General features: G+C 59.0%; 27 protein-coding genes and 1 other annotated feature. Of the genes, 9 read left to right on the top strand and 18 right to left on the bottom strand.

Features of this window, described 5'->3' with window-relative positions; all coding sequences use genetic code 11:
• Positions 1-28 precede the first annotated feature (28 nt).
• The 11 genes from hemH to D781_RS05030 all read right to left on the bottom strand — a co-directional run bounded on the left by hemH (position 29) and on the right by D781_RS05030 (position 12109).
• Complete coding sequence (hemH, locus tag D781_RS05080; RefSeq protein ID WP_015671243.1) at positions 29-991, bottom strand: ferrochelatase; 963 nt, start codon at positions 989-991, stop codon at positions 29-31.
• A gap of 120 nt (positions 992-1111) precedes the next feature.
• The gene (locus D781_RS05075) at positions 1112-2260 is read right to left on the bottom strand and encodes a glycerate kinase (protein ID WP_015671242.1); all 1149 of its coding nucleotides are present in this window, start codon (positions 2258-2260) and stop codon (positions 1112-1114) included.
• Between the two features lie 10 nt (positions 2261-2270).
• The gene (locus D781_RS05070; protein WP_015671241.1) at positions 2271-3536 is read right to left on the bottom strand and encodes an SLC13 family permease; all 1266 of its coding nucleotides are present in this window, start codon (positions 3534-3536) and stop codon (positions 2271-2273) included.
• A 119-nt stretch (positions 3537-3655) separates the two neighbouring features.
• Positions 3656-4789 (bottom strand): sugar diacid recognition domain-containing protein, encoded by a 1134-nt coding sequence (locus D781_RS05065; protein WP_015671240.1) that lies wholly within the window; start codon positions 4787-4789, stop codon positions 3656-3658.
• A gap of 162 nt (positions 4790-4951) precedes the next feature.
• The gene (adk, locus tag D781_RS05060) at positions 4952-5596 is read right to left on the bottom strand and encodes an adenylate kinase (RefSeq protein WP_015671239.1); all 645 of its coding nucleotides are present in this window, start codon (positions 5594-5596) and stop codon (positions 4952-4954) included.
• 299 nt (positions 5597-5895) lie between these two features.
• Complete coding sequence (htpG, locus tag D781_RS05055; protein WP_041411723.1) at positions 5896-7761, bottom strand: molecular chaperone HtpG; 1866 nt, start codon at positions 7759-7761, stop codon at positions 5896-5898.
• Positions 7762-7903: 142 nt separating this feature from the next.
• The gene (gene recR, locus D781_RS05050; RefSeq protein ID WP_015671237.1) at positions 7904-8509 is read right to left on the bottom strand and encodes a recombination mediator RecR; all 606 of its coding nucleotides are present in this window, start codon (positions 8507-8509) and stop codon (positions 7904-7906) included.
• Positions 8509-8838, bottom strand: a complete 330-nt coding sequence (locus D781_RS05045; RefSeq protein ID WP_004940264.1) for a YbaB/EbfC family nucleoid-associated protein — start codon at positions 8836-8838, stop codon at positions 8509-8511. The genes recR and D781_RS05045 overlap by 1 nt, the downstream gene beginning before the upstream one ends.
• Before the next feature lie 41 nt (positions 8839-8879).
• Positions 8880-10820 carry a DNA polymerase III subunit gamma/tau gene (gene dnaX / locus D781_RS05040; RefSeq protein WP_015671236.1) on the bottom strand — a complete coding sequence of 647 codons (1941 nt, stop codon included), beginning with the start codon at positions 10818-10820 and terminating at the stop codon, positions 8880-8882.
• Positions 9483-9547 (bottom strand) — a sequence feature (DnaX frameshifting element). It overlaps the preceding gene by 65 nt.
• Positions 10821-10967: 147 nt before the next feature.
• The gene (apt, locus tag D781_RS05035; protein ID WP_015671235.1) at positions 10968-11519 is read right to left on the bottom strand and encodes an adenine phosphoribosyltransferase; all 552 of its coding nucleotides are present in this window, start codon (positions 11517-11519) and stop codon (positions 10968-10970) included.
• Between the two features lie 209 nt (positions 11520-11728).
• Complete coding sequence (locus D781_RS05030; RefSeq protein WP_015671234.1) at positions 11729-12109, bottom strand: DUF454 family protein; 381 nt, start codon at positions 12107-12109, stop codon at positions 11729-11731.
• Between the two features lie 131 nt (positions 12110-12240).
• On the opposite strand from D781_RS05030, the gene D781_RS05025 reads away from it, so the two are divergent.
• The gene (locus tag D781_RS05025) at positions 12241-12777 is read left to right on the top strand and encodes a primosomal replication protein (RefSeq protein WP_015671233.1); all 537 of its coding nucleotides are present in this window, start codon (positions 12241-12243) and stop codon (positions 12775-12777) included.
• A 151-nt stretch (positions 12778-12928) separates the two neighbouring features.
• Entirely contained in the window at positions 12929-13105 is a 177-nt protein-coding gene (gene rsmS, locus D781_RS22535; protein WP_015671232.1) for a pleiotropic regulatory protein RsmS, read from the top strand.
• Between the two features lie 8 nt (positions 13106-13113).
• On the opposite strand, the gene D781_RS05020 is transcribed toward rsmS, so the two are convergent.
• Positions 13114-13467, bottom strand: a complete 354-nt coding sequence (locus D781_RS05020) for a DsrE/DsrF/TusD sulfur relay family protein (protein ID WP_015671231.1) — start codon at positions 13465-13467, stop codon at positions 13114-13116.
• A 39-nt stretch (positions 13468-13506) separates the two neighbouring features.
• Complete coding sequence (gene acrR, locus D781_RS05015; RefSeq protein ID WP_015671230.1) at positions 13507-14169, bottom strand: multidrug efflux transporter transcriptional repressor AcrR; 663 nt, start codon at positions 14167-14169, stop codon at positions 13507-13509.
• Between the two features lie 142 nt (positions 14170-14311).
• Here acrR and sdeX point away from each other — a divergent pair, with 142 nt between their 5' ends.
• The 4 genes from sdeX to ykgO all read left to right on the top strand — a co-directional run bounded on the left by sdeX (position 14312) and on the right by ykgO (position 19213).
• Complete coding sequence (gene sdeX / locus D781_RS05010) at positions 14312-15496, top strand: multidrug efflux RND transporter periplasmic adaptor subunit SdeX (RefSeq protein ID WP_015671229.1); 1185 nt, start codon at positions 14312-14314, stop codon at positions 15494-15496.
• Positions 15497-15513: 17 nt separating this feature from the next.
• The gene (gene sdeY / locus D781_RS05005) at positions 15514-18660 is read left to right on the top strand and encodes a multidrug efflux RND transporter permease subunit SdeY (protein ID WP_015671228.1); all 3147 of its coding nucleotides are present in this window, start codon (positions 15514-15516) and stop codon (positions 18658-18660) included.
• 148 nt (positions 18661-18808) lie between these two features.
• Positions 18809-19063 carry a type B 50S ribosomal protein L31 gene (locus D781_RS05000; protein WP_015671227.1) on the top strand — a complete coding sequence of 85 codons (255 nt, stop codon included), beginning with the start codon at positions 18809-18811 and terminating at the stop codon, positions 19061-19063.
• Positions 19064-19072: 9 nt separating this feature from the next.
• Positions 19073-19213, top strand: coding sequence for a type B 50S ribosomal protein L36 (gene ykgO, locus D781_RS22530; protein WP_004940304.1), 141 nt, complete (start codon positions 19073-19075; stop codon positions 19211-19213).
• A gap of 97 nt (positions 19214-19310) precedes the next feature.
• Here the strand turns inward: ykgO and D781_RS04995 are convergent, their stop codons facing one another.
• From D781_RS04995 to D781_RS23830, 4 genes are read right to left on the bottom strand one after another with little or no spacing between them, the layout of a single operon-like run.
• Positions 19311-20186 (bottom strand): metal ABC transporter substrate-binding protein, encoded by an 876-nt coding sequence (locus D781_RS04995; RefSeq protein ID WP_015671226.1) that lies wholly within the window; start codon positions 20184-20186, stop codon positions 19311-19313.
• 15 nt (positions 20187-20201) lie between these two features.
• A complete protein-coding gene (locus D781_RS04990; protein ID WP_015671225.1) occupies positions 20202-21068 on the bottom strand; it encodes a metal ABC transporter permease in 867 nt (288 codons plus the stop codon).
• Positions 21065-21769 carry an ABC transporter ATP-binding protein gene (locus D781_RS04985; RefSeq protein ID WP_015671224.1) on the bottom strand — a complete coding sequence of 235 codons (705 nt, stop codon included), beginning with the start codon at positions 21767-21769 and terminating at the stop codon, positions 21065-21067. Before D781_RS04985 ends, D781_RS04990 begins: the two co-directional genes overlap by 4 nt.
• Positions 21766-21915 (bottom strand): hypothetical protein, encoded by a 150-nt coding sequence (locus tag D781_RS23830; RefSeq protein WP_015671223.1) that lies wholly within the window; start codon positions 21913-21915, stop codon positions 21766-21768. The genes D781_RS04985 and D781_RS23830 overlap by 4 nt, the downstream gene beginning before the upstream one ends.
• Before the next feature lie 161 nt (positions 21916-22076).
• Between D781_RS23830 and D781_RS22525 the strand changes: the two genes are divergently transcribed.
• From D781_RS22525 to D781_RS04975, 3 genes are all read left to right on the top strand, one after another.
• Positions 22077-22430: a hypothetical protein gene (locus D781_RS22525; RefSeq protein WP_015671222.1), complete on the top strand. Its 354-nt coding sequence runs from the start codon at positions 22077-22079 to the stop codon at positions 22428-22430.
• Positions 22431-22786: 356 nt separating this feature from the next.
• Positions 22787-23155 carry an Hha toxicity modulator TomB gene (tomB, locus tag D781_RS04980; RefSeq protein ID WP_015671221.1) on the top strand — a complete coding sequence of 123 codons (369 nt, stop codon included), beginning with the start codon at positions 22787-22789 and terminating at the stop codon, positions 23153-23155.
• 59 nt (positions 23156-23214) lie between these two features.
• Entirely contained in the window at positions 23215-23418 is a 204-nt protein-coding gene (locus D781_RS04975; RefSeq protein ID WP_015671220.1) for an HHA domain-containing protein, read from the top strand.
• 80 nt (positions 23419-23498) lie between these two features.
• On the opposite strand, the gene D781_RS04970 is transcribed toward D781_RS04975, so the two are convergent.
• On the bottom strand, positions 23499-24431 hold the full coding sequence (locus D781_RS04970; protein ID WP_015671219.1) for a LysR family transcriptional regulator: 933 nt from the start codon (positions 24429-24431) through the stop codon (positions 23499-23501).
• Positions 24432-24493 lie beyond the last annotated feature (62 nt).

The raw sequence follows: 24493 nt of genomic DNA, 5'->3' as shown, positions 1-24493 counted from the left end.
TGTTAACACATTCCCGCCTGATTGCAGATCAGAACGACTGCGTCACCAGCTGGCGCATCATCTCGATATGGGCCGGATCGTCATTAAGTGCGGAGATGTACTCGAATTTTTCCCCGCCGGCCTGCAGGAAGATTTCCCGGTTCTGCTCTTTAATCTCTTCCAGCGTTTCCAGACAATCCGCCGAGAAGCCGGGGCAGATTAACTGAATATGCTTCACGCCCTGCGCCGGCAGTGATTTCAGCGTTTCATCGGTATACGGCGTCAGCCAAGGCTCGCGGCCGAAGCGCGACTGGTAGGTCAGCATAACGCGCTCCGCCGGCAGCGGCAACATAGCGGCCAGCGCGCGGCGGGTGTCTTCGCAGCGCTGCGGATAGTCATCTCCGGTCTGCGCGTAGCGCTTGGGAATGCCGTGGAACGACAGCACCAGACGGTCCGGCTGGCCATGTTCGGCGAAAGCGCGCTCAACGCTCTGCTGCAGCGCGGCAATATAGGCCGGATGTTCAGCATAGTCGCTGATAAAACGGATCGACGGCAGCCGGCGGTAGCCGCGCAGCACGCGCGCCACGCCGTCCCAGACCGCGGCGCTGGTGGAGCAGGAGTATTGCGGGTACAACGGCAGCACCACCAACTGCGTGACCCCCTGCGCCAGCAGCTTGTCGATGGCGTCGTTCAGGCTCGGCGCGCCGTAGCTCATGCCCAGCTCCACCGGCACCGATGGCATGCTGGCGGCCAGCGCCCGCTGCTGCCGGCGGCTGTACACCAGCAGCGGCGAGCCTTCTTCCATCCAGATCGACTGATACAGCTTGGCGACGCGCGGCGACCGGATCGGCAGGATCGCGCCGTTGAGAATCGGCTTCCAAATCAGCGGCGAGGTATCCACGACGCGCGGGTCGCTGAGGAACTCTTTCAGGTAGCGTTTTACCGCCGCGGACGTCGGGGCCTCCGGCGTGCCTAAATTGACCAGCAACACCCCATGTTTTTCTTGCGTCATTTCAGCGCCTCTCATTGCCGTTACGCTCGGCCTGTCTCGCCGATGCGCTGCGGCCGTGAATAAATAAGGCCGTATTGTAACGGAAAAGCCGATGGCCGAAACCGATATCAGCAACAGGCATTACCGTTCGGCCAGTTGCCACACCGCGGCGACGTTGCGCGCCGTGACTTCGAGGTTGCGCGCCGCGTCCGTCAGCGCCTCCTCCAGCGTCACCAGCCGATCCAACACCGAGAACGCCGCGTCGATGCCGTGCTGATGCACCACCTGATAGTCGCGCGTCAGGCTGCCGGCAATGGCAATCACCGGGCGCTGATGGCGCTTGGCGACGCGCGCAACGCCGATCGGCGTTTTACCGTGGATCGACTGGCTGTCGAGCCGCCCTTCGCCGGTGATCACCAGGTCGGCATCCTGCAGCGCCGCCTCCAGCCGCAGCGTTTCCACCACGATCTCAACCCCCGGCCGCAGCTCGGCGTTCAGCATGCCCAGCAGCGCGGCGCCCATGCCGCCCGCCGCGCCGGCGCCGGGCGCGTTAATCACCGCGCGGCCGGTTACCCGCTCCAGCAGTTCGCCATAGTGGCGCAGCGCCCGATCCAACTGTTCCACCATCTGCGGCGTTGCCCCCTTCTGCGGGCCAAACACCGCCGAGGCGCCCTGTGCGCCGCACAGCGGGTTATCCACATCGCAGGCGACGGTGATCGTCACCCGACGCAGGCGCGCATCCAGCGCGTCAAGCTCAAGCCGCGCCAGATCCGCCAGCGCCGCGCCGCCGGGCGGCAGCGGCTGCCCCTGCCGATCCAGCAGCTTAACCCCCAACGCCTGCATCATGCCCGCGCCGCCGTCGTTGGTGGCGCTGCCGCCGATGCCTAAAATAATCGCGCTGACGCCACGGTCGAGCGCCGCCAGAATCAGCTCCCCGGTGCCAAAACTGGTGGTTATGCGCGGATCGCGACGCTCACCGGCCGCCAGATGCAGGCCCGACGCCGCCGCCATCTCGATCACCGCCGTTTTACCGTCGCCCAGCAGCCCGTAAAACGCCTCTACCGGCTGGCCCAGCGGTCCAGTGACGGCAACGTTGACGATTTGCCCGTCCGTCGCAGCCACCATGGCGTCAACGGTGCCTTCGCCGCCGTCGGCCATCGGCAGTTTCACATAGCGGGCATCCGGATAAATCTGGCGGAATCCGCGCTCAATCGCCGTCGCCACCTCCAGCGCGCTCAGGCTCTCCTTGAATGAATCCGGCGCTATCACCACTTTCTTCAGCGTTTTCATCGTCAATTCCTTATCCTGCCAGATTAAATACGCCAAACATCAGCGCGGAAACCGCCGCAATGGTGAAGCCCACCAGCGTTTCATACGGCAACAGCTTCAGGCGTTCATGCACCGACATATTGACGCTGCCGCCGGTGGCGTGGAAAAAGCTGCCGTGCGGCAGATGGTCCAGCACGGTGGCGCCGGCATGAATCATGGCCGCGCCCGCCAGACCGCTGACTCCCAGCTCCAGCAGCGTATTGCTGAAGACGCCGGAGGCGACGGCGGTGCCGGCGGTGGTCGAAGCGGTCGCCATCGACATCAGCGCCCCCGACAGCGGCGCCAGCAGCCAGGCCGGCAGCCCGGTATGCGTCAGCGTGTTAATCAATGCGTCCTTCAGCTGCGAGTTGGCGATAATGCCGGCCAGCGTGCCCGTACCCAGCAGCATGATCGCCACCGGCGCCATACGGCTCAGGCCGGACACCATAAACTGATTGCACTGGCGGATGCGCCCCATCAGCAGCGCGCCGGCCAGGCCGCCCACCGGCAGAGCGATCAGCGGATCGATGGCAATACCGGCGAGCGGCCGCAGCGACAGCAGCAAAATGGCGATCAGCGGCGCGCTGAGGGCGGCCCAGAATCCCGGGCGCGCGCCTTCACTCTGCGCCGTCAATTCTTCCGCCAGCACCATGCTGCCTCGGTTGCTCAGACGTTTGGCCAGCAGATACGCCACCAGCAGCCCGCACAGGCCGGGTACGATGCCCGCCATCATCACCGAGGTCAGCGGCTGATGAAAATTATCCGCGGCGGCGATAGTGTTCGGGTTCGGCGACATCACGTTGCCGGCCTTACCGCCGCCGATCATCGCCAGCAGGATCGCCACCCGCGAGATCCCGGCCTTATGCGCAATCGACAGCGCGATCGGCGCTACGGTGATCACCGCCACGTCGATAAATACGCCGACCGCCGTCAGGATCAGTGTAGCCACCGCCAGCGCCAGCAGCGCGCGGGTTTCCCCGACTTTACGCACGATGGTTTCGGCAATGGTGTGCGCCGCCCCGGATTCGATCAGCACGCCCGCCAGTACGCCGGCCGCCAGAATACGCATCACCGCATTAGTGATGCCCTGCGCGCCGCCGATCATCAGCGTGACGGTTTCGACCAGATCGGCGCCGCCGCACAGCCCGCCGGCCAGAGCGCCGGCAATCATGCCGTATGCGGGTGGAACCTTGCGTAGAATCAAGACGATGGCGACGACTAACGCCACCAGTGCGCCCAAAGTGGATACCGTTGTCATTGTTGTTATTCCCCGTTGTTGGTGTCAGGCCAACATATGCCGCGCCGGGACGGTTAACTTGAGAGGAAACAACAAAAAATCAGCGGTCAAAACGCCGGCGACTTGTGGGTTTACACAATTCACTCGTTGAGCAGCATGCCGATATAGAGCTGCAGCGTCGTCGTCAATGCGTTGATTTTTAAGCCGGTAATGGCTTCGATACGCTGCAGGCGATAGCGCAGCGTATTGACGTGAATATGCAGCTGCAGCGCAGTCTGCGTCTGATCACAGTTCCGCGAAAAATATTGCCGCAGGGTGTGGCGCAGCACCCCTTTGTCATCCTGCTCGCTCAGAACGCGCCAGGGTTTGCTCAGCTCCAGCGCGCGCCAGTCCTCACACATGTCGCACAGCAGCGCCGGCAGCGGATAGTCATCATAGAACAGCGACTTGTGGCGCAGCTTCAGCCGCCGCGCCATCGCCTGCGTGGCGCGGGCCGTCAGCCCGGAGCGGAACACCCCCTCTTCGCCGGCAAAATAGCCGCCGACGATCAGCCGCACGGAGAAGCGCTGCTGCAGCCGGGCCTGCAGCGCCTGCGCCTGTTTGCGCTCCAGTTTCTGGCTCCAGGCGCCCTGCAGCCAGCTGGCGGGACGCAGCAGCACCAGCTCGTTAAGGCCGGTCATGGCGATTAGCGTGTCGCGCTGGCTGCTCTCCAGCTCATTGAGCAGTTCACGCAGCAGGTGCGGCTGGCGATCGTGCAGCTCAATAATCCATACGATGCGCGGCTGCAGCAGATCCAGCCCCAGGTAAGCGGCCATCGCCTCCAGCGCCGCCCGGTCTCCCGTCCTCTGCAGCAGCTGGTTGGCTAGCTCTTCGCGGTAGCGTTTCTCCCACTGATGCTGGTCGAGCAGCGCCGCCTGTTCGACCATCAGCTCAGCCGCCATTTTGACCAGCTCTGCATAGTTGCGCACCTGCGCCGGATCGCCGGAAATACCGATCACCCCCACCCGCTGATTGCGAAAACAGAACGGCAGGTTGATGCCAGGCTGCACACCTTTCAGATGGGCGGCGGTGGCGACGTCAATCTCCACCACCCGGTTCTCCGTCAGCGCCAGCACCGCGCCTTCGTGGCGCTGAAACAGGCGCGAGGCGTCGCCGGAAGCGATAATGACGCCGTTGTTGTCCATCACATTCACCGAGTAGGCAATAATGCCCATCGCGCGCTGGACGATCTGGCGAGCGGTGGATTCTTCCAAGAAATTGGTCGGTCTTAGCATGCGCTTCTTCCTGAAAACTGAAGTGTGGGCTGTTATACGTTATTCGCCGCGGGGAATTAAACATCAGTCCGAGCACAAAGCCAGGCGGATCACATTTCATAAGAAAAAAAGGCAAAAAAAAACGCCGGACATCAGCCGGCGTTATCTATCAACGAAGCGCGATCAGCTCAGGATGGACGCCAGTTCGGCGCTGACTTCGTTAACCTGACGGGTACCGTCGATTTTGTGGTACTGGGTATTACCCGCGTCGGCTTCTTTACGGTAGTAAGACACCAGCGGCGCGGTCAGCTGATGGTACTCCACCAGACGTTTGCGCACGGTTTCTTCCTGGTCGTCTTTACGCGTGGTCAGCGCTTCGCCGGTCACGTCGTCTTTACCTTCCACCTGCGGCGGATTGAATTTTACGTGATACACGCGGCCGGACGGCGCGTGCACGCGGCGGCCAACGATGCGATCGACGATCAGTTCGTCCGGCACGTCGAACTCCAGCACGTAATCCACCTTGATGCCGGCTTCTTTCATTGCGTCAGCCTGCGGGATGGTGCGTGGGAAACCGTCCAGCAGGAAGCCGTTACGGCAATCTTCCTGGGCGATGCGCTCTTTCACCAGAGCGATAACCAGCTCGTCGGTGACCAGCTTGCCGGCATCCATAATTTCTTTCGCCTGCTTGCCCAGTTCAGTGCCAGCTTTCACAGCTGCGCGCAACATATCACCGGTGGAGATTTGCGGAATGCCAAATTTCTCCATGATGAATTGAGCCTGAGTACCTTTACCAGCGCCCGGAGCGCCCAGCAGAATGATACGCATTGCGTAAATCCCCTTGCTATGTATCCCCTTGTATCCCTGGCCCGCGGCCGGAATCTATCGGGTATAAGTTTTTATATTAAAATTGCGAAAACGCTCAACCATACCATTTTAGCGGGGGGCGGCTCAAGGCGCAGCGGGAAATCGCTTGCGTACAATAAACAGCCAACGGCATAAAAATTAACGGCTTACGCCGGCTGTCAAACGATGCGCCAAGCGCTGACCGCCGTCGCCAGAGGCCGTAAAGACAGGGCCGCAGCGCGATGCGCTACGGCCCTGGAGCGTTAAGGCATAAATCAGAATTATACTGACAGCAGTTTGTTCATCCGACGGATAAACAGGTTCGGATCTTCCAGCGTGCCGCGCTCGGCCAGCAGCGCCTGATCCAGCAGCAAATCGATCCACTCGGCGAATTGTTCGTTATCGCCCACGTCGGATGCGCGTTTCACCAACGCATGTTCCGGATTCAGCTCGAAAATATACTTCACTTCCGGCGCCTGCTGGCCCGCAGCGGCGAACAGTTTCGCCATCTGGGTGCTCATTTCATCCGCATCGGTGGTGACGATCGCCGGCGTATCGGTCAGGCGGTGCGTCAGGCGCACGTCCTTCACCCGCTCGCCCAGCAGCGTTTTCACGCGGTCGATAAACGGCTCCAGCTGTTTTTCCGCTTCTTTCTGCTCTTCGGTTTCATCCGCCAGCTTCTCCAGCGCCTCATCCGCCTTGCTGACCGACTGGAACACCTTACCATCGAACTCGGTCAGGTAGCTCATCATCCACTCGTCGATGCGGTCGGACAGCAGCAGTACTTCGATGCCTTTCTTGCGGAACAGCTCCAGATGCGGGCTGCTGTTGGCCGCGGCATAGCTGTCGGCGGTGATGTAGTAGATCTTCTCCTGCCCTTCGCCCATGCGGCTGATGTACTCTTCCAGCGACACGGTCTGCGCCGAACTGTCGCCGTGGGTCGAGGCAAAACGCAGCAGCTTGGCGACGGCGTCTTTGTTGTTGGCGTCTTCCGCCGGGCCTTCTTTCAGCACCAGACCGAACTGCTGCCAGAACTTCTGGTAGGCTTCGGCATCGTCTTTGGCCAGTTTTTCCAGCATCTGCAGCACGCGTTTGGTCAGCGCGCTGCGCAGGTTCTGGGTCACGCGGCTGTCCTGCAGAATCTCACGCGAGACGTTGAGCGGCAGATCGTTGGAGTCGATCAGGCCGCGCACGAAGCGCAGGTAATTCGGCATAAACTGCTCGGCGTCGTCCATGATAAACACGCGCTGCACGTACAGCTTCAGCCCGTGCTTGTGGTCGCGGTTCCACATATCCCACGGCGCCTGCGCCGGAATATACAGCAGGCTGGTGTACTCCTGCTTGCCTTCCACCCGGTTGTGGCTCCAGCTCAGCGGATCGCTGAAGTCATGGGCGATGTGCTTGTAGAACTCTTTGTACTCGTCGTCGGTCACGTCCGACTTGCTGCGGGTCCACAGCGCCTGGGCCTTGTTGACCTTCTCCCAGGTGACGGTGTCGTCTTCTTCGTTTTTGGTTTCAATCTCGACCGGCAGTGCGATGTGATCGGAGTATTTGCCGATCACCGAACGCAGACGCCAGGCGTCCAGATATTCATCTTCACCTTCACGCAGGTGCAGAGTGATCTCGGTGCCACGATCTTCTTTGCTGATATCGGCAATGGTGTAGTCGCCTTCGCCGACCGACTCCCAGAACACGCCTTCATCGGCGGCGGCGCCCGCAGCGCGGGTACGTACGGTGACTTTATCGGCAACGATAAACGCCGAGTAGAAGCCCACGCCGAACTGACCGATCAGCTGGCTGTCTTTCGCCTGGTCGGAGCCGATGGACTCCAGAAACGCCTTGGTGCCGGATTTGGCGATGGTGCCGAGGTTTTCGATCACCTCGTCGCGGCTCATGCCGATGCCGTTATCTGAGATGGTCAGCGTACGCTTGTCTTTGTCGAAAGACAGACGAACGCGCAGGTCGCCGTCGCCCGCATAGAGTTCCGGCGCGGACAGCGCGCGGAAACGCAGCTTATCCGCGGCGTCGGAGGCGTTGGAAATCAGCTCGCGCAGAAAAATTTCTTTGTTGGAATACAGCGAATGAATCATCAAATGCAGCAGCTGTTTGACTTCAGACTGAAATCCGCGGGTTTCTTGGCCTTTCATACTCATCGATTACCTCAAAGACAATTGGTACCAAAACGAACGATGAGGATCAGATGGGGATAAGTGCGTGGTTTTTCAAGCGGGTGGCGGGAAGTTTTTATCCTGAAACGGGATGCGCGCGGCATCCCGTGAACGGCAAACGTCAGAATTTGATGGCGTGACGCCCGGCCAGCGAGTGCGACAGCGTGGTGCCGTCGACCATTTCCAGCTCGCCGCCAACCGGCACCCCGTGGGCGATGCGGCTGGCCAGCACGCCGTACTGGCCGCACATTTCCGCGATGTAGTTGGCGGTGGCTTCACCTTCAACCGTCGGGTTGGTCGCCAGGATCACCTCGGCGATCTCCTCCTGCTCAAGCCGCTGCTCCAGCCGGTCGAGGCCGATATCGGCCGGGCCGATGCCGTCCAGCGGCGACAGATGCCCCATCAGCACAAAGTAGCGGCCGGCGAACTGGCCGGTCTGCTCAATGGCATGGATATCCGCCGGGCTCTCCACCACGCAAATCTGGCCGTTTTGCTGACGGCGCGGATTGGCGCAAATGGTGCAGACGTCTTGCTCGGTAAAGGTGCGGCAATCGGCGCAATGGCCGATTTCCGACATGGCGCGGGTCAGCGCCTGCGCCAAACGCATACCGCCGCTGCGATCCCGTTGCAGCAGTTGGAACGCCATACGCTGCGCCGACTTCGGGCCAACGCCCGGCAGGCAGCGCAACGCTTCCATCAATGACTCCAGCAGCGGACTGGTTTGCATCAGAATGGCATCTTAAAGCCAGGCGGCAGTTGCATACCGCTGGAGACCGAGGCCATTTTCTCTTTCTGCGTTTCTTCGATACGACGCGCGGCGTCATTGAACGCGGCGGCGATCAAGTCTTCCAGCATCTCTTTGTCGTCTTCCATCAGGCTAGGATCGATTTCCACGCGACGGCAGTTGTGCGCCCCGTTAATCGTCACTTTCACCAGGCCAGCGCCGGATTCGCCAGTCACTTCCAATTTGGCGACTTCTTCCTGCATCTGCTGCATTTTTTCCTGCATTTGCTGGGCTTGCTTCATCAGGTTGCCCAGACCGCCTTTACCAAACATAGTCGTCTCTCGTGCAATGGGCCGCGCAGGGTGCGCAGCGATTAAAGGGGGCGAACGCTGTCTTCATCCAGCTCCGCGTCAAAGAAACGACGCAGCGTCTGAATATTGGCGTCCGCAACGATCGACTGGCGCGCCTGCGCCAGTTTTTCTTCATAAATGGCTTGCCGCCATTCCAGCGGAGTACGCTCCGCCGGGTTTTCGTCTTCCACCACCGTCAGCTCAACCGGGCCGCCGTGCAGCTCGCTGAGCGCCTCGCTGAGCGCCTTCTGCGCCGAAGGCGAATTCAGATGGCGCTGCGCCGGCCGCAGGTGAAGACAAATTTTTCCTGGCGCCGGCTGCTCTTTAAAGGCGTTTAACGCCAGCTGCTGCACCAGTTTGGGAATTTTAAGCTGGTCGATCTCCGCCGCCCATGCGTCGCGTTCGATCGACTCTGCCACCAGTTTAGCCGACAGTTCGGGCGTTTTTTCATGCTCCAGCGCGGTGCGCAGCGCCTTCGGCGTCGCGACCGGTTCGGGCGCGGCTTCCGGTTCGGTTTGCGCACGCCAGCGGTAAGCTTCCGGCTTGGCCGGTTTTTGCTGCACGATCTTTTCCGCCTGACGCTGCTGGCTGCGCTCAGTCACGGAAGCTAATCGCTCCAGCGCTGAGTTTGCCGGCCGCGCTCTTCCTGGCGCCGCCGGCTCACTCTTTTTTGCGGTGGATGCCCCCTGTTGCCGCTGCAACTGGGTGCGCGCTTTCAATAACTGCGCGGTGGCATCCGGTAATGACGTTCCCGCCGCGCGCGGCGGCGGCGCGCTGCTGCCCAACGGCGGCGGCGCATCCTGCATAGGTGGCTGCTGCTGAACCTGCGGCGCCTGTACCGCCGCCGGCGCACTGGCGACCGGCTCCGGAATCAGCGCCTTGGGGTGAAACGCCAGCGCGCGCAGCAGCGTCATTTCAACGCCCATGCGGCGATCCGGCGCGTAGGCCAGCTCTTTACGGCCGATCAGCAGCGTCTGGTAATACAGCTGTACGTCGGTCGGCGGCAGCGTGCGGGCCAGCTCGCGCAGCCGCTGCTCGATCGCCGCGTACTGGTTATCCAGCACCGACGGCAGCAGCTGCACCATGGCAATGCGGTGCAGCAGCGCCAGGGTCTCCACCAGCAGGTTTTCCCAGTCGACGCCGCGCGAAGCGGCCTGCGCCACCTGCGCCATCACTTTTTCACCGTCGCCGGTCACCAGCGCCTCAAGGATCGCCAGCGGCTGTTCGTCGTCAAGCGTGCCGAGCATCTGGCTGACGGTGGCGGCGGTAACCTGCCCCTGGCCCATGGCGATCGCCTGATCGGTCAGGCTCAGGGCATCGCGCATGCTGCCGTCGGCGGCGCGCGCCAGCAGTTGCAGCGCGCGCGCGTCGCTGGTGATGCTCTCGGCCTGCAGCACCGTCTCCAGCTGGAGGCGGATCTGTTCGACGTCCAGGGCTTTCAGATGGAATTGCAGGCAGCGCGACAGAATGGTCACCGGCAATTTTTGCGGATCGGTGGTCGCCAGCAGGAATTTGACGTGCTCCGGCGGCTCTTCCAGCGTTTTCAGCAGCGCATTGAAGCTGTGACGCGACAGCATATGCACTTCATCGATCAGATAGACCTTGAAGCGGCCGCGCGCCGGCGCGTACTGGACGTTATCCAGCAGATCGCGGGTGTCCTCCACCTTGGTGCGCGAGGCGGCGTCGATTTCAATCAGGTCGACAAAACGCCCCTGCTCAATCTCGCGGCAGTTATCGCATTGGCCGCACGGCGTGGCGGTGATGCCGGTTTCACAGTTCAGGCCTTTGGCCAGCAGGCGGGCGATAGTGGTTTTACCCACGCCGCGCGTGCCTGAGAACAGATAGGCGTGATGAATCCGCCCCAGCGAGAGGCCGTTAGCCAGCGCCGTCAGGACATGCTCTTGTCCGACAACATCTGCAAACGTTTGAGGGCGCCACTTACGGGCAAGAACCTGATAGCTCATTAATACCGGAGAAGTCGAGTAATCTGGAGGGTCATGCTAACACAGCCCCGCGTCAATCCGCGAGGCCGATATACGCATTGCATCGTCAGACCGCCGCGCGTAAGCCTGCGACGGCGGGCAACATGCCGGGCGGGCAACCGCCGTCAATCAGTGGCCGGCGAAGTTCACCAGGCTGTAGCAGTCGATGCCCAGCGTATTCAGCCGCGCTTCGCCGCCGAGATCCGGCAGGTTGATGATGAACGCCGCGTCTTTGACTTCGCCGCCCAGGCGGCGGATCAGCTTGGCGGTGGCCTCAATGGTGCCGCCGGTCGCCAGCAGGTCGTCCACCACCAGCACGACGTCACCGGCTTCGATGGCGTCGGTGTGGATTTCCAGCTGGTCGGTGCCGTACTCCAGCTCATAGCTTTCGCTCAGCGTCGCACGCGGCAGCTTGCCCGGTTTACGCACCGGCACAAAGCCCACGCCCAACGCCAGCGCCACCGGCGCGCCGAACAGGAAACCACGCGCTTCGGTACCAACCACTTTGGTGATGCCCGCATCGCGATAACGCTCAACCAGCAGTTCGATGCTGGAAGCATAAGCCAGTGGGTTCTCCAACAGGCTGGTGACGTCACGGAACAGTATGCCCGGCTTCGGGTAATCCGGAATGGTTTTGATACTGTCTTTAATAAACTGAAGCTGCTGCGCAGTAGCGGTCATAATTATTGCCTGATAAAACTGCTTAAAACTGGAACGCGGGACGCCTGAAATCCGGGGCGCCTCGAAGGGAGGATGCCCTGAAAAAAGGATAATAAGGAGGTAGCCCGCGCACGAAAACGCTCAAATTTATGCAAACTGGCGCACAAATGCAACCGTCCCTTACTTTTGGCCGGCCGACGCCCGTCAATTCTGTCTATCATAAACGGCGTTCAGCGCCGCTTTTCTTGTGGCAGATCAACAACCGGCAGACGCCACATAAAAATCAGCAGCGCGAGCAGCATCAGCAACAGCATCACGCGCAGCCAGACGATCTTCACCAGCCAGATCGACACGGCGAAGGTCAGCGTGCTCAGCAGCATCGCCTTCCATTTGGCGCCGGGCGGCAGCGCCTTATGCTGCTGCCAGTGGCGCAGATAGCCGCCGCACCATGAGCGATACAGCAGCCAGTGGTGAAACCGCGGCGAAGAGCGCGCGAAACACCAGGCCGCCAGCAGCAGGAACGGCGTCGTCGGCAGCAGCGGCAGCACCACGCCGAGCGTCGCCAGCACCACCGCCAGCCAGCCCACTCCGATCAACAGCCAACGCGCCATCGTTTTTCCTCTTCGCCATGCAGACCCCCACTTTACCACCGCACCAGGCCGGCGCGGTAACATTCCCCTCCCGCCGCCGCTTTCAGGTAGTATAACGGTTAGACCGATAACGCCCGTTAGGACACACCACCGTGAGCACACACCGACTGATACAGGTTCTGGAACAGCAGATCGCCCAACTGGCCGGCGAGGTTTCGCCGCACGGCGACGCACCGATCCCGCAGGCCCGCTTCGACAGCGCGCTGTTCAGCCATCAGGGCACGCGGCTGCGCGACTATCTGGCGCAGATCCAACACAACTTTGCCCAGTTGAAAGATGCGGTCAACGACAACCGTACGCCGCAGGTGGCGTTTCTGGCGGAAAAGCTGGTGGCGCAAATCGCCGCGCTGCAGCGTGAACTGGCCACGCAGGCGCTGCGGCGCAAAAACCAACCCCGGGCGCCGAAAGAGGAAGATCTGTACCACAAGCTGGCGGAGCACCAGGATTACGAGCGCCGCCTGATCGCCATGATTCAGGATCGGGAAAGTTTACTCGGCGCGCAGAGCACGCTGGCGGCGCAGCGCAAGCTGCAGCAGGAAGTGGCGGCGCTGGAGGGACGCCTGATGCGTTGCCGGCAGGCGCTGGCGCGCATTGAGCGCGGCATCGAGCGTAAAGAAAACGGTTTTTGAATATTTATCACAATATTTGAAGGAAAATGCCCGGCGCTGCGCGACCTTCACTATACTCAGTGCTGGTTCGCGGGCCGCTTCCCGCTATTTTCCGACCGATTAGGCGCTAGCGTGCCGGATAAACTTACTCATTGAATTAAACGTTGGATTTATGTCCCTAGAAAATGCTTCACCGGAACTGCAGCTGGCGGTAGACCTGATTTACCTGCTGGAGTGTAACGAGATCGATCCAGCCACCGCGCTGGCGGCGCTGGATATTGTCAAACGGGACTATCAGGAAAAACTGCAGCGCGCCGGCGTCACCTCGCCCTATCTGCCGGAAAGCTGAGCCGCCGCTTAAAACGTCAGCACTTTATCTGCGGCCAGCGTCCACTGCGCCAGTTCCACCAGCGTGCCGATTTCCACGCCGTCGGTCAGCGTCAGGCGGCTGACGCCGCGCGCATCCGCGCAGGTTTTGCACAGCCGGATCGGCACCTGCTGCGCCGTCAGAATTTCCAGCATCTGCTGTAAATGGTAGCCTTCATGCGGCTGCTGCCCGGCAATGCCGGCCACCACCGCATCAGACATCAGAAAAATTTTCAGTTCCAGCGCGCTCTGCTGCTCTTTCAGCGCGATCGCCAGACGCAGCGCGTTAAACAGGGATTCCTGGCCATAGGCTGCGCCGCTGGCGACTAGCACGATAGATGACATCACTGCCTCCTTGTTCTCTATTTTGCGGGAGGTGTCCGCTCAGGACGTCAGCGCCGCCTGCTCGGACGGGCTGACGCGCAGCGTCGGACAATACTGAACCATTTCGATAAACGCATCGACCAGCGCCGCCGCCTCGCCCTTCAGATCGAAGGTTTCCGGCATAAACAGCCAGTTTTCCATCAACCCGGTGACGTAAGCGCGTAAAATAACCGCCGCGCGCCGGGTGTGCAGATCGGCCGGCAGCTGACCGCAACGCATGCTGTTGCGCAATACGCTTTCAATATGGTCGTAACTTTCGAGGTATAAAACTTTGTGAATGTCATGCAGCTGCATCATTTCGCCGACAAATTCACATTTATGGAAAAGGATCTCCATCAGGGCGCGGCGGCGCACGTCGTCCACCGTCGCCGTCAGGACATAGATAAGGATTTCCCGTAAAATCCTCAGTGGATTATCGGGAAACTTTGCCTGATACTCTATTTCAAGGTCGCCTATTTTCGACTCTGATAATTCCCAAACTTCGTTAAACAGGTCTACCTTATTCTTGAAATGCCAGTATATCGCACCGCGCGTCACCCCGGCTGCCGTTGCAATATCGGTGAGAGAAGTTGCGGAAACGCCTCGCTCGGAGAATTCTCGCACTGCAGCGTCGAGAATCTGTTGTCGGGTTTCTTGCGCCTGCTGTTTGGTTTTTCGTGCCATGGCATTGTTTTTTCGGGGGAGCGTGATTTACATACATTTGCGAATGTATGTACCATAGCACGCACATAAAATTAACGCAGCAATGGGTTTGCGCGCTTGTGATCCATTGATCATTTTGAAATCGGACACTTGAGGTTTTTCTATGAACAAAAACAGAGGGTTAACGCCTCTGGCGGCAGTTCTGATGCTTTCCGGCAGCTTAGCGCTTACAGGATGTGACAATAAAGAAGCCCAACAGCAAGGCGCTCAGCAGGCTCCCGAAGTGGGCGTGGTTACCTTGAAGGCGCAGCCTCTCAATATGACGACCGACCTGCCGGGCCGCACCGCTGCATACCGCATTGCCGAAGTTCGTCCTCAGGTCGGCGGCATCATCCTGAAGCGCAACTTTGTCGAAGGCAGCGATATCAAGGCCGGCGAATCTTTGTATCAAATCGATCCTGCCACCTACCAGGCCAGCTACAACAGCGCCAAAGGCGATTTGGCCAAAGCGCAGGCCGCGGCGGAAATCGCACGCTTAACCGTCAACCGCTACAAACCTTTGCTGGGCACCAACTACATCAGTAAGCAAGATTACGATACCGCCACCTCGAACCTGCAGCAGGGCAACGCTGCGGTGCTGGCCGCCAAGGCCGCAGTGGAAACGGCGCGCATCAACCTGGCTTACACCAAGGTGACCTCGCCAATCTCCGGCCGCATCGGCAAGTCCTCCGTCACTGAAGGCGCGCTGGTGTCCGCCGGGCAGAGCACCGCACTGGCCACCGTACAGCAGCTGGATCCGATGTACGTCGACGTGACCCAGTCAAGCAACGATTTCCTGCGTCTGAAACAGGAGCTGGCCAACGGCACCCTGAAACAGGAAAACGGCAAGGCGAAGGTCAAGCTGCTGCTGGAAAACGGTAAAGAATACGCGCAGGAAGGCACCCTGGAGTTCTCCGACGTCACCGTCGATGAAACCACCGGTTCCATCACCATCCGCGCGGTGTTCCCTAACCCGAACGACCAGCTGCTGCCCGGCATGTTCGTGCGCGCCCGTCTGGATGAAGGCGTCCGCAGCAACGCGTTGCTGGTGCCGCAGCAGGGCGTGACGCGCAACCCGCGCGGCCAGGCGACTGCGCTGGTAGTCGGCGCCGACAACAAGGTTGAAATGCGTACTCTGCAGGCTGACCAGGCCATCGGCGACAAATGGCTGGTTACCGACGGTTTGAAATCCGGCGACCGGGTGATCGTCACCGGCCTGATGACAACCAGACCAGGCATGCAGGTAAAAGCACAAGAAGTTGACACTCAGGCGCAAAAACAGCCGCAGGCTGACGCGCAGAAGTCATAAAAAGGAGCCGGTAATACATGGCTAAGTTCTTTATAGATCGCCCCATTTTCGCCTGGGTAATCGCCATCATCGTGATGTTGGCGGGGGTGCTTGCGATAATGAAACTGCCGGTCGCGCAGTATCCGACTATCGCACCACCGGCGGTAACCATCTCCGCCACCTACCCTGGCGCTGATGCCACCACGGTGCAGGACACCGTCACGCAGATTATCGAACAGAACATGAACGGTATCGATAATCTGATGTATATGTCCTCCTCCAGTGACTCCTCCGGTAGCGTGCAAATCACGCTGACGTTTGATTCCGGTACCGATCCTGACATCGCGCAGGTACAGGTCCAGAACAAACTGTCGCTGGCAACCCCGCTGTTGCCGCAGGAAGTCCAACAACAAGGCCTGAAAGTAGAGAAATCCAGCAGCAGCTTCCTGATGGTGGCCGGTTTCGTTTCCGACGATCCGAACATGACGCAGGATGATATTGCCGACTACGTGGCCTCCAACATCAAGGACCCGATCAGCCGTGCTTCCGGCGTGGGTGAAGTGCAGCTGTTCGGTGCCCAGTACGCAATGCGCGTCTGGCTGGACCCGAACAAGCTGAACAACTTCCAGCTGACGACCACCGATGTCACCAGCGCCATCACCGAGCAGAACAACCAGATCGCCGCCGGGCAGCTGGGTGGCCTGCCGCCGGTTGAGGGCCAGCAGCTGAACGCCTCGATCATCGCGCAGACCCGTCTGAAAACGCCGGAAGAGTTCGGCAAGATTCTGCTGAAGGTGAACAGCGACGGTTCACAGGTGCGTCTGCGGGACGTGGCGCGCATTGAGCGCGGCGCTGAAAGCTACGCCGTGACCGCACGCTACAACGGCAAGCCGGCCGCCGGCCTGGGTATTAAGCTGGCCACCGGCGCCAACGCGCTGAACACCGCCGCGGCGGTCAAAGCCGAGCTGGGCAAGCTGGAGCCGTTCTTCCCGCATGGGATGAAAGTGGTCTATCCGTACGACACCACGCCGTTCGTTAAGATTTCCATTAACGAAGTGGTGAAAACGCTGTTCGAAGCGATCGTGCTGGTGTTCCTGGTCATGTACCTGTTCCTGCAGAACTTCCGCGCCACGCTGATCCCAACCATCGCGGTGCCGGTCGTTTTGCTGGGTACGTTCGCCATCCTGGCGGCGTTCGGCTTCTCGATAAACACCCTGACGATGTTCGGCATGGTGTTGGCGATAGGCCTGCTGGTGGATGACGCCATCGTGGTGGTAGAAAACGTCGAGCGTGTGATGTCCGAGGAAGGACTGCCGCCGAAAGAAGCCACCAGAAAATCGATGGGGCAGATTCAGGGCGCGCTGGTCGGTATCGCCATGGTGCTGTCTGCGGTATTTATCCCGATGGCCTTCTTCGGCGGTTCTACCGGCGCCATCTACCGTCAGTTCTCGATCACCATCGTTTCCGCGATGGCGCTGTCGGTGCTGGTGGCGATGATCCTGACGCCGGCGCTGTGTGCCACGATGCTCAAACCGATCCCGAAAGGTGATCACGGGGTGAAAACCGGCTTCTTCGGCTGGTTCAACCGCATGTTCGAAAAGAGCACGCACCACTACACCGACAGCGTGGCCAACATTCTGCGCAGCACCGGCCGTTATCTGCTGATCTACCTGCTGATCGTCGTGGGCATGGCGTTCCTGTTCCTGCGTCTGCCTTCTTCATTCCTGCCGGATGAAGACCAGGGCATTCTGCTGACCATGGTGCAGCTGCCTGCCGGCGCGACGGAAGCCCGTACGTCGAAAGTGCTGGAAGAGGTCACCAACCACTTCCTGACCAAAGAGAAAGATAACGTGGTGTCCGTGTTTACCGTTGCTGGCTTCGGCTTTAACGGTAATGGCCAGAACAACGGTCTGTCGTTCGTCAGCCTGAAAGACTGGAACGAACGTCCGGGCAGTGAGAACAAGGTCGAGGCGATTGCCGGCCGTGCGATGGCCGCCTTCTCGCAAATCAAAGACGGGATGGTGATTCCATTCAACCTGCCGGCGATTATCGAACTGGGCACCGCAACCGGCTTCGACTTCGAGCTGATTGACCAGGGCGGCCTCGGCCACGAAAAACTGACCGAAGCGCGTAACCAGCTGCTGGGCATGGCCGCACAGCATCCGGACATGCTGGTGGGTATGCGTCCTAACGGCCTGGAAGATACGCCGCAGTTCAAACTGACCGTCGACCAGGAGAAAGCCAAGGCGCTGGGCGTCAGCCTGACCACCATCAATAGCACGCTGACTACCGCGCTGGGCGGCTCATACGTCAACGACTTCATCGACCGCGGTCGTGTGAAGAAGGTGTACGTACAGTCTGATGCGCCGTACCGTATGCTGCCGGAAGATATCAACAACTGGTATGTCCGCGGCGAATCCGGTCAGATGGTGCCGTTCTCCGCCTTCTCCAGTGCCAAGTGGGAATACGGTTCACCGCGTCTGGAGCGTTATAATGGCCTGCCGTCCATGGAGATCCTCGGCCAGGCAGCGCCAGGCAAGAGTACCGGTGAAGCCATGAGCCTGATGGAAGAGCTGGCGTCGAAACTGCCAAGCGGCGTAGGTTACGACTGGACCGGCATGTCCTATCAGGAACGTCTGTCCGGCAACCAGGCGCCGTCGCTGTACGCTATCTCGATTCTGGTGGTGTTCCTGTGTCTGGCAGCGCTGTATGAGAGCTGGTCGATTCCGTTCTCGGTCATGCTGGTACTGCCGCTCGGGGTTATCGGTGCGCTGCTGGCGGCCACGATGCGCGGCATGAACAACGACGTTTACTTCCAGGTAGGCCTGCTGACAACCATTGGGCTATCGGCGAAGAACGCGATATTAATCGTCGAATTCGCCAAAGATCTAATGGAAAAAGAAGGCAAGGGCCTGATTGAGGCGACGCTGGATGCGGTACGCATGCGTCTGCGCCCAATCCTGATGACCTCACTGGCATTTATCCTCGGGGTACTGCCGCTGGTCATCAGCTCCGGCGCAGGTTCCGGTGCGCAGAACGCGGTAGGTACCGGCGTAATGGGCGGGATGATTACCGCTACCGTGCTGGCCATCTTCTTCGTTCCGGTCTTCTTCGTGGTGGTACGCCGCCGCTTCTCCAAGAAGTCTGAAGATATCGAGCACAGCCACCCGGTTGAACATCGTTAATCGCATTTAACTCACACCAAGGCCGCGCAAGCGGCCTTTTTTTCGCCCGACGTTCCCTCCCCCTTCCCCTCCTCTTTTTTCACTTGATCGCCGGCGGTAAGCGGCGCATAATAATTGTTATGATATAACATATCATAAGGAGTCTATCATGAAGCCCGACATTCATCCGCAGTACCGCCCGGTGGTCTTTCACGATCTGAGCGCCAACAGCTACTTCAAAATCGGCTCAACCATCAAAACCGATCGCACCGTGGAGTTCGAAGGCGAAACGCTGCCCTACGTCACCATCGACGTCTCTTCCGCTTCCCACCCGTATTACACCGGCAAGCAGAAAGAGTTCTCGAAAGAAGGCAGCACCGCCCGTTTCCAACAGCGTTTCGGCCGTTTTATCGGCAGTAAATAAGGGATCCACATGCAGGTTTTAAGTTCGTTGCGTTCGGCGAAGAATCGCCATCCAGATTGCAAAGTCGTGCGCCGCCGCGGCCGCATCTATGTCATCTGTAAGTCCAACCCGCGCTTTAAAGCGGTACAGGGACGTAAGAAAAAGCGTTAACCGTAGTACCTCATCTGTCGTCAAAGCCCCGCTACCGTTTGCGGGGCTTTTTTATACCGGCAACCTCCGGCCCCGTTTGGCACGGGGCGCAAAAAGGTTATTTCATACCGGCGATCATCGCGCTGACATTATGTTTGAAGGCTTTCACATAGGAAGAAGCCGGCCCGCGCGCGTCGGATAACGCCTCCGGATAGAGTTCACCGCCGGCCTTGGCGCCGGTGGCCGCCGCAATTTGCTTCATCAGACGAGGATCGGTCTGGTTCTCAATAAAGTAGCTGTGTACGCCTTCACGTTTGATTTGTTCGATTAAACCGGCGACCTTGCTGGCGCTGGCCTCCGATTCGGTGGAGAAACCCACCGGCGCAAGGAAAGTCACGCCATACTCCTGGCCAAAATAGCCGAAGGCGTCATGACTGGTCAGTACCTTACGCCGCTGCGGCGCAACCGTCGAAAACTCACTTTTTGCCCAGCTGTCCAACTGTTGCAGCTGCTGCACATAGGCTTTGCCCCGCTGACGGAAATAGTCGGCGTCCTGCGGGTCGGCAACCACCAGCGCATTCATCACATTGGTGGCGTAGCGTACGCCGTTCTTCATGCTGTTCCAGGCGTGTGGATCGGTAATCTGCTGCCCGTCTTCCTCCATGCTACGCGTGTCGATGCCCTGCGAGGCGACCACCACCGGCCCCTGATACCCCGATGCGCCAACCAGCCGGTCCAGCCAGCCCTCCAGCCCCAGACCGCTGACAAACACCACGTCAGCCTGCTTCAGCGCCTTGCTGTCCTGCGGCGACGGTTGAAACGCGTGCGGATCGCCATTCGGCCCGACCAGCGACACCACGTTAACGTGCTCACCGCCTACCTGCTTAACGATATCCGCCAGGACGGAAAAACTGGCGACGGCGTCTACGGTTTTTGCCATCGCCGCCGGGCTGACCAGCAGCGCCGCCGTCAGAGTGATTGATAAAGATTTCATATTTTCTCCTTGCCATTACGCCAATCGACGCCGCACCACGGAAAATATCCCGCCGTGCGCGCCAAACAATACGGAAACAAAAAAGACCAGGCTGGCGCTCAGCACGATCGACGGCCCGGCCGGTAGCGACGCATAGTAGGAACCGATCAGTCCGATCAAAGAGGCGAACATCGCCAGCCCCATGGAAATCAGCAGCGTCTGCGGCAGGTCGCGCGCCCAAAAACGCGCGCTGGCGGCGGGCAGCATCATCACCCCCACCGACATCAGCGTGCCGAGAATCTGAAAACCGGCCACCAGATTGAGCACCACCAACGCCAGAAATACGCCGTGGATCAGCGCCAGACTGCGCGGCGCGCTGACGCGCAGAAAGGTGACGTCGAAGGCCTCAATCACCAGCGCGCGATACAGCGCGGCCAGCGTCAGCAGCGACAGGCTGGCGATCCCCCCCACCAACACCATCGCCTGCACGTCGATCGCCAAAATCGAGCCAAACAGCACGTGCAGCAGATCGACGCTGGAGCCGCGCAGCGACACCAGGGTGACGCCCAACGCCAGCGAGCCCAGGTAAAACCCGGCAAAGCTGGCGTCTTCTTTTAATGGCGTACGACGGCTGACCACGCCGGACAGCATCGCTACCGCCAGCCCGGCGACAAACCCGCCGGCCCCCATCGCCACCAGCGACATACCGGAAATCAGATAGCCGATGGCCGCCCCCGGCAGCACCGCATGGGATAATGCATCACCCACCAGGCTCATACGCCGCAACAGCAACAAAACTCCCAGCGGCGCGCTGCTCAGCGACAGCGCCAAACAGGCAACCAGCGCACGGCGCATAAAACCGAATGAGGTAAAAGGATCTGTCAGCAGATGAAATAGCATCATGGTGCGACCGCCTGACGATACGCCGTCGCATTGCCCGAAGGATCCGGCGTCAGCACCGCCTCCGCGCGTCCCCAGTGACAGTACTGCGGCGTCAGCCGGAGTGCCTGCGGAAAGTGACCGGCCACCATCGCCATGTCATGCAATACGGCAATCAGCGTTTTCCCCTGCCGGTGCAGCTGTCCGATCACCTGCAGGAGCAGATCGGTCGTCGCGGCATCAATCCCGGTAAAAGGTTCATCGAGCAGAATCAGCGGCGCCTGCTGCACCAGCAAACGGGCAAACAGCGCCCGCTGCAGCTGCCCGCCCGATAACGCATTCAGCGGCCTGCGCGCCAATGACGCCATGCCCACCGTCTCCAGCGCCTGCGTAATCTGCTGCCGCTGCGTTCGTGTGATGGCCCCGAAGATACCGCTCCGCCGCCAGCAGCCCATCGCCACCAGATCGCCGACGGTGATAGGAAATTGGCGGTCAAGCTCAAGCTGCTGCGGCAGATAGGCGATCGTTGGCGGCGAATTGGGGCTAAACTGCAGTGAGCCGCTCTGCAACGGCAGCAGACCGGCAATGGTTTTCAACAGCGTGGATTTACCGGCGCCGTTCACGCCGATCACCGCCGTCAGAGAGCCAGTGGCAAAGTGCCCGGTTAACGGCGGGAACAGTGGCGCACCACCATAACCGACGGTTGCCTGATGCAGCGCGATCATGGCAGCGATACCGCCCAGGCGATAGCCAGCCACAACAGCGCCAGCAGCAATAGCACCGCCAGGCAACGACGAGCGGCCGAGACGGTGAACACGCTGGTGTTCGCCGCCGTTTTCAGGTTACGTTCAGAAGAGTACAGAGACATCATGGCGACCTCAGGTTAATGTTATAATATAACATCACATGTATCACAATAACTCAAGACGTCATGTTCCGGCCCCGCGTGGGTAAACAGCACGCAAAGCATGCCAACGCCGTATTGAAAATGGCGTAAAATGGAAACAGAGCAGAGTAAAACGGTAAAATTTTATGCATATCACCCTGGCCTGTCCCTTGAAAACGCTGCCTGCATCAACGGATCAATTAAAAAGCATCATTAATGAGAAACGGGCGGAACTGGCTCCCTTGCTTACCAGCGAGCTGCGCTATTATTCTGAAAATGCGCGTTATGTTGAGGGTTCATTAGAAATACTTGATATTCGGAATGTGTCTGGCCCAGACTATTCAATGAGTTATCGTTACCAGTGGCACATTTTTAATGCCTGTCTGGATATCAATACGCAAGAAACCGTCAATGGCAGCGTAAGATTCACCCAGCTCCCACAGGGATTAATTTTTGATATAATCGATAACACGCCTCCGTCACCTGCCGATGAATTGTAAGTTTACGTAATAATGACAGGCCGAACGCCGCGAAATGTTTTATATTGAAAATACCCGGAATAATTACTGCAGCCGTGAGGAAATCATCCCATCGCTGGGTTAACCCGGAGTTTCATGCCAGGCAACGGCGTTACGCTTTCAAGCATAAAGGGGTTATACGGAAAGTTTATACGCCCTAAATAATTCAGGTTGCAGGAAGGCGGTCAGGGAAGGAATCCCAATGCGCTGACTCAGGCGCAGCCAACGTACCGGCAACCTGAAGTATCGCGGCTATATACGCTATCCGTTAATGACATCAATCCATCTACTCACCCAAGTGCGGTCACCAAGAAATTAAGATTTGCGGAGGAGATGATATGGATGAGTACTCGCCGAAACGGCATGATATTGCTCAACTCAAATTCTTGTGTGAAAATCTGTACGATGAAGGCATAGCGACGTTGGGCGACAGCCACCACGGCTGGGTTAACGATCCGACATCGGCCGTCAATCTGCAGCTGAATGAGCTGATCGAACATATTGCTTCGTTTGTGATGAGCTATAAAATAAAATACATGGACGAAAGTGACTTTTCAGAATTAGTCGAAGAGTACCTCGACGATACCTATACGTTATTTAGTAACTACGGTATTAACGATTCCGATCTGCGTCGTTGGCAAAAAACTAAACGGCGACTATTCGGAATGTTCTCAGGGGAGGTTTGCTGTACGAAAATGAAAACTTAGGGGATAATTACCCCAAACTATTTAACAATTTAAATAAGATTAGTAACCATAAGGCTATCATGACAAAAACCGACTATCTGATGCGTTTACGTAAATGCACCACTATCGATACGCTTGAAAGAGTGATTGAAAAAAACAAGTACGCGCTCTCTGACGATGAGCTCGAGCTGTTTTACTCCGCAGCCGACCATCGTCTGGCTGAACTCACCATGAATAAGCTGTATGACAAAATCCCGACGTCTGTTTGGAAATATGTAAGATAATCAGTCGTTCAACTGCGTTGAGCCGATGTCGCTATCGGCTTCAATGGTAAATACTCCCTGGCTGTTTTCTTATTTCCTCTCTAGCCGTCCCGGCTTTGGCCCTGCAAGTTTTGTAAGAATAATTGGAAGCACGCTTCAATTAACGGCGAACGTATTCCCTGTTTGGCGCGCATCAGTGCGACGCTGCGGCTCAGTAGCGGCTGCTGTAAATGGATGACCGTTAGTTCATCATCATGCAAATGCGTGGTGTAAAGCTGCGGTAAAATGGCGATCGCCAGTTTCGAACGCACCAGCCCATATAAGGTCTCCAGAAAATCGACCTGATAACGGGCGGTGACATTAAGCCGGTGGGTTTCCGCCAGCGCCGCAACCAGGCGGCTGACGTTCCCTTTGGAAAAGAGCGCAATATCCCGGCCGATTAACTGCCGCCAAGGTAAATGATGGGATTCAGCCAGGGGATCATCGCGACGCATCACCACCACAAACGGATCTTCCCGCAGCGGATAAACCTCCAGCGTTGTCGGCACCGAGCGATCAAGTGCACCGATACCAAAATCAATTTGCCCATTCTGCAGCTGCATCAGCAAAGCATCGTTGGTTTGATCGTGATATTCCACCTGCAGACGGGGAAAATGCTGCGCCAATAGCTGCGGCGCCGCAGGAAACAGCAGGCTGCCCACCGACGGCACCAGGCCAATACGCAGCGTACCGTCACCGCCGTCCTGCATGATTTTCTGCATATCGTCAAAGGTGGCCTGCGCCACATTCAGCAGCCGTTCGGCATGCGGCAAAATTGCCGCCCCCAGCTCGGTCAGCGTTACCGCCGACGCGGTGCGGTTAACCAGCCGCCCGCCCAGCACCGACTCTGTCTGGCGTAAAGCGCTGCTCAGCGCCGGCTGGCTGATCGCCAGCCGGTGAGCAGTATCGGTAAAGTGCCGCAGCTTGGCCAGCGTGACAAAATACTGAATCTGTTTCAGGGAAAGCGCAGGAAGCCGGCGCCAGGGTTCAAACATCGCAACAGTCCGCCACATTGCAGGTAAACGTTTGCTACAGCATAAACGTTTCTTATCACGCG

The organism is Serratia sp. FGI94, from assembly GCF_000330865.1.
GTDB classification, from domain to species: domain Bacteria; phylum Pseudomonadota; class Gammaproteobacteria; order Enterobacterales; family Enterobacteriaceae; genus Serratia_B; species Serratia_B rubidaea.
This window is presented reverse-complemented; position numbering and strand designations above follow the sequence as displayed.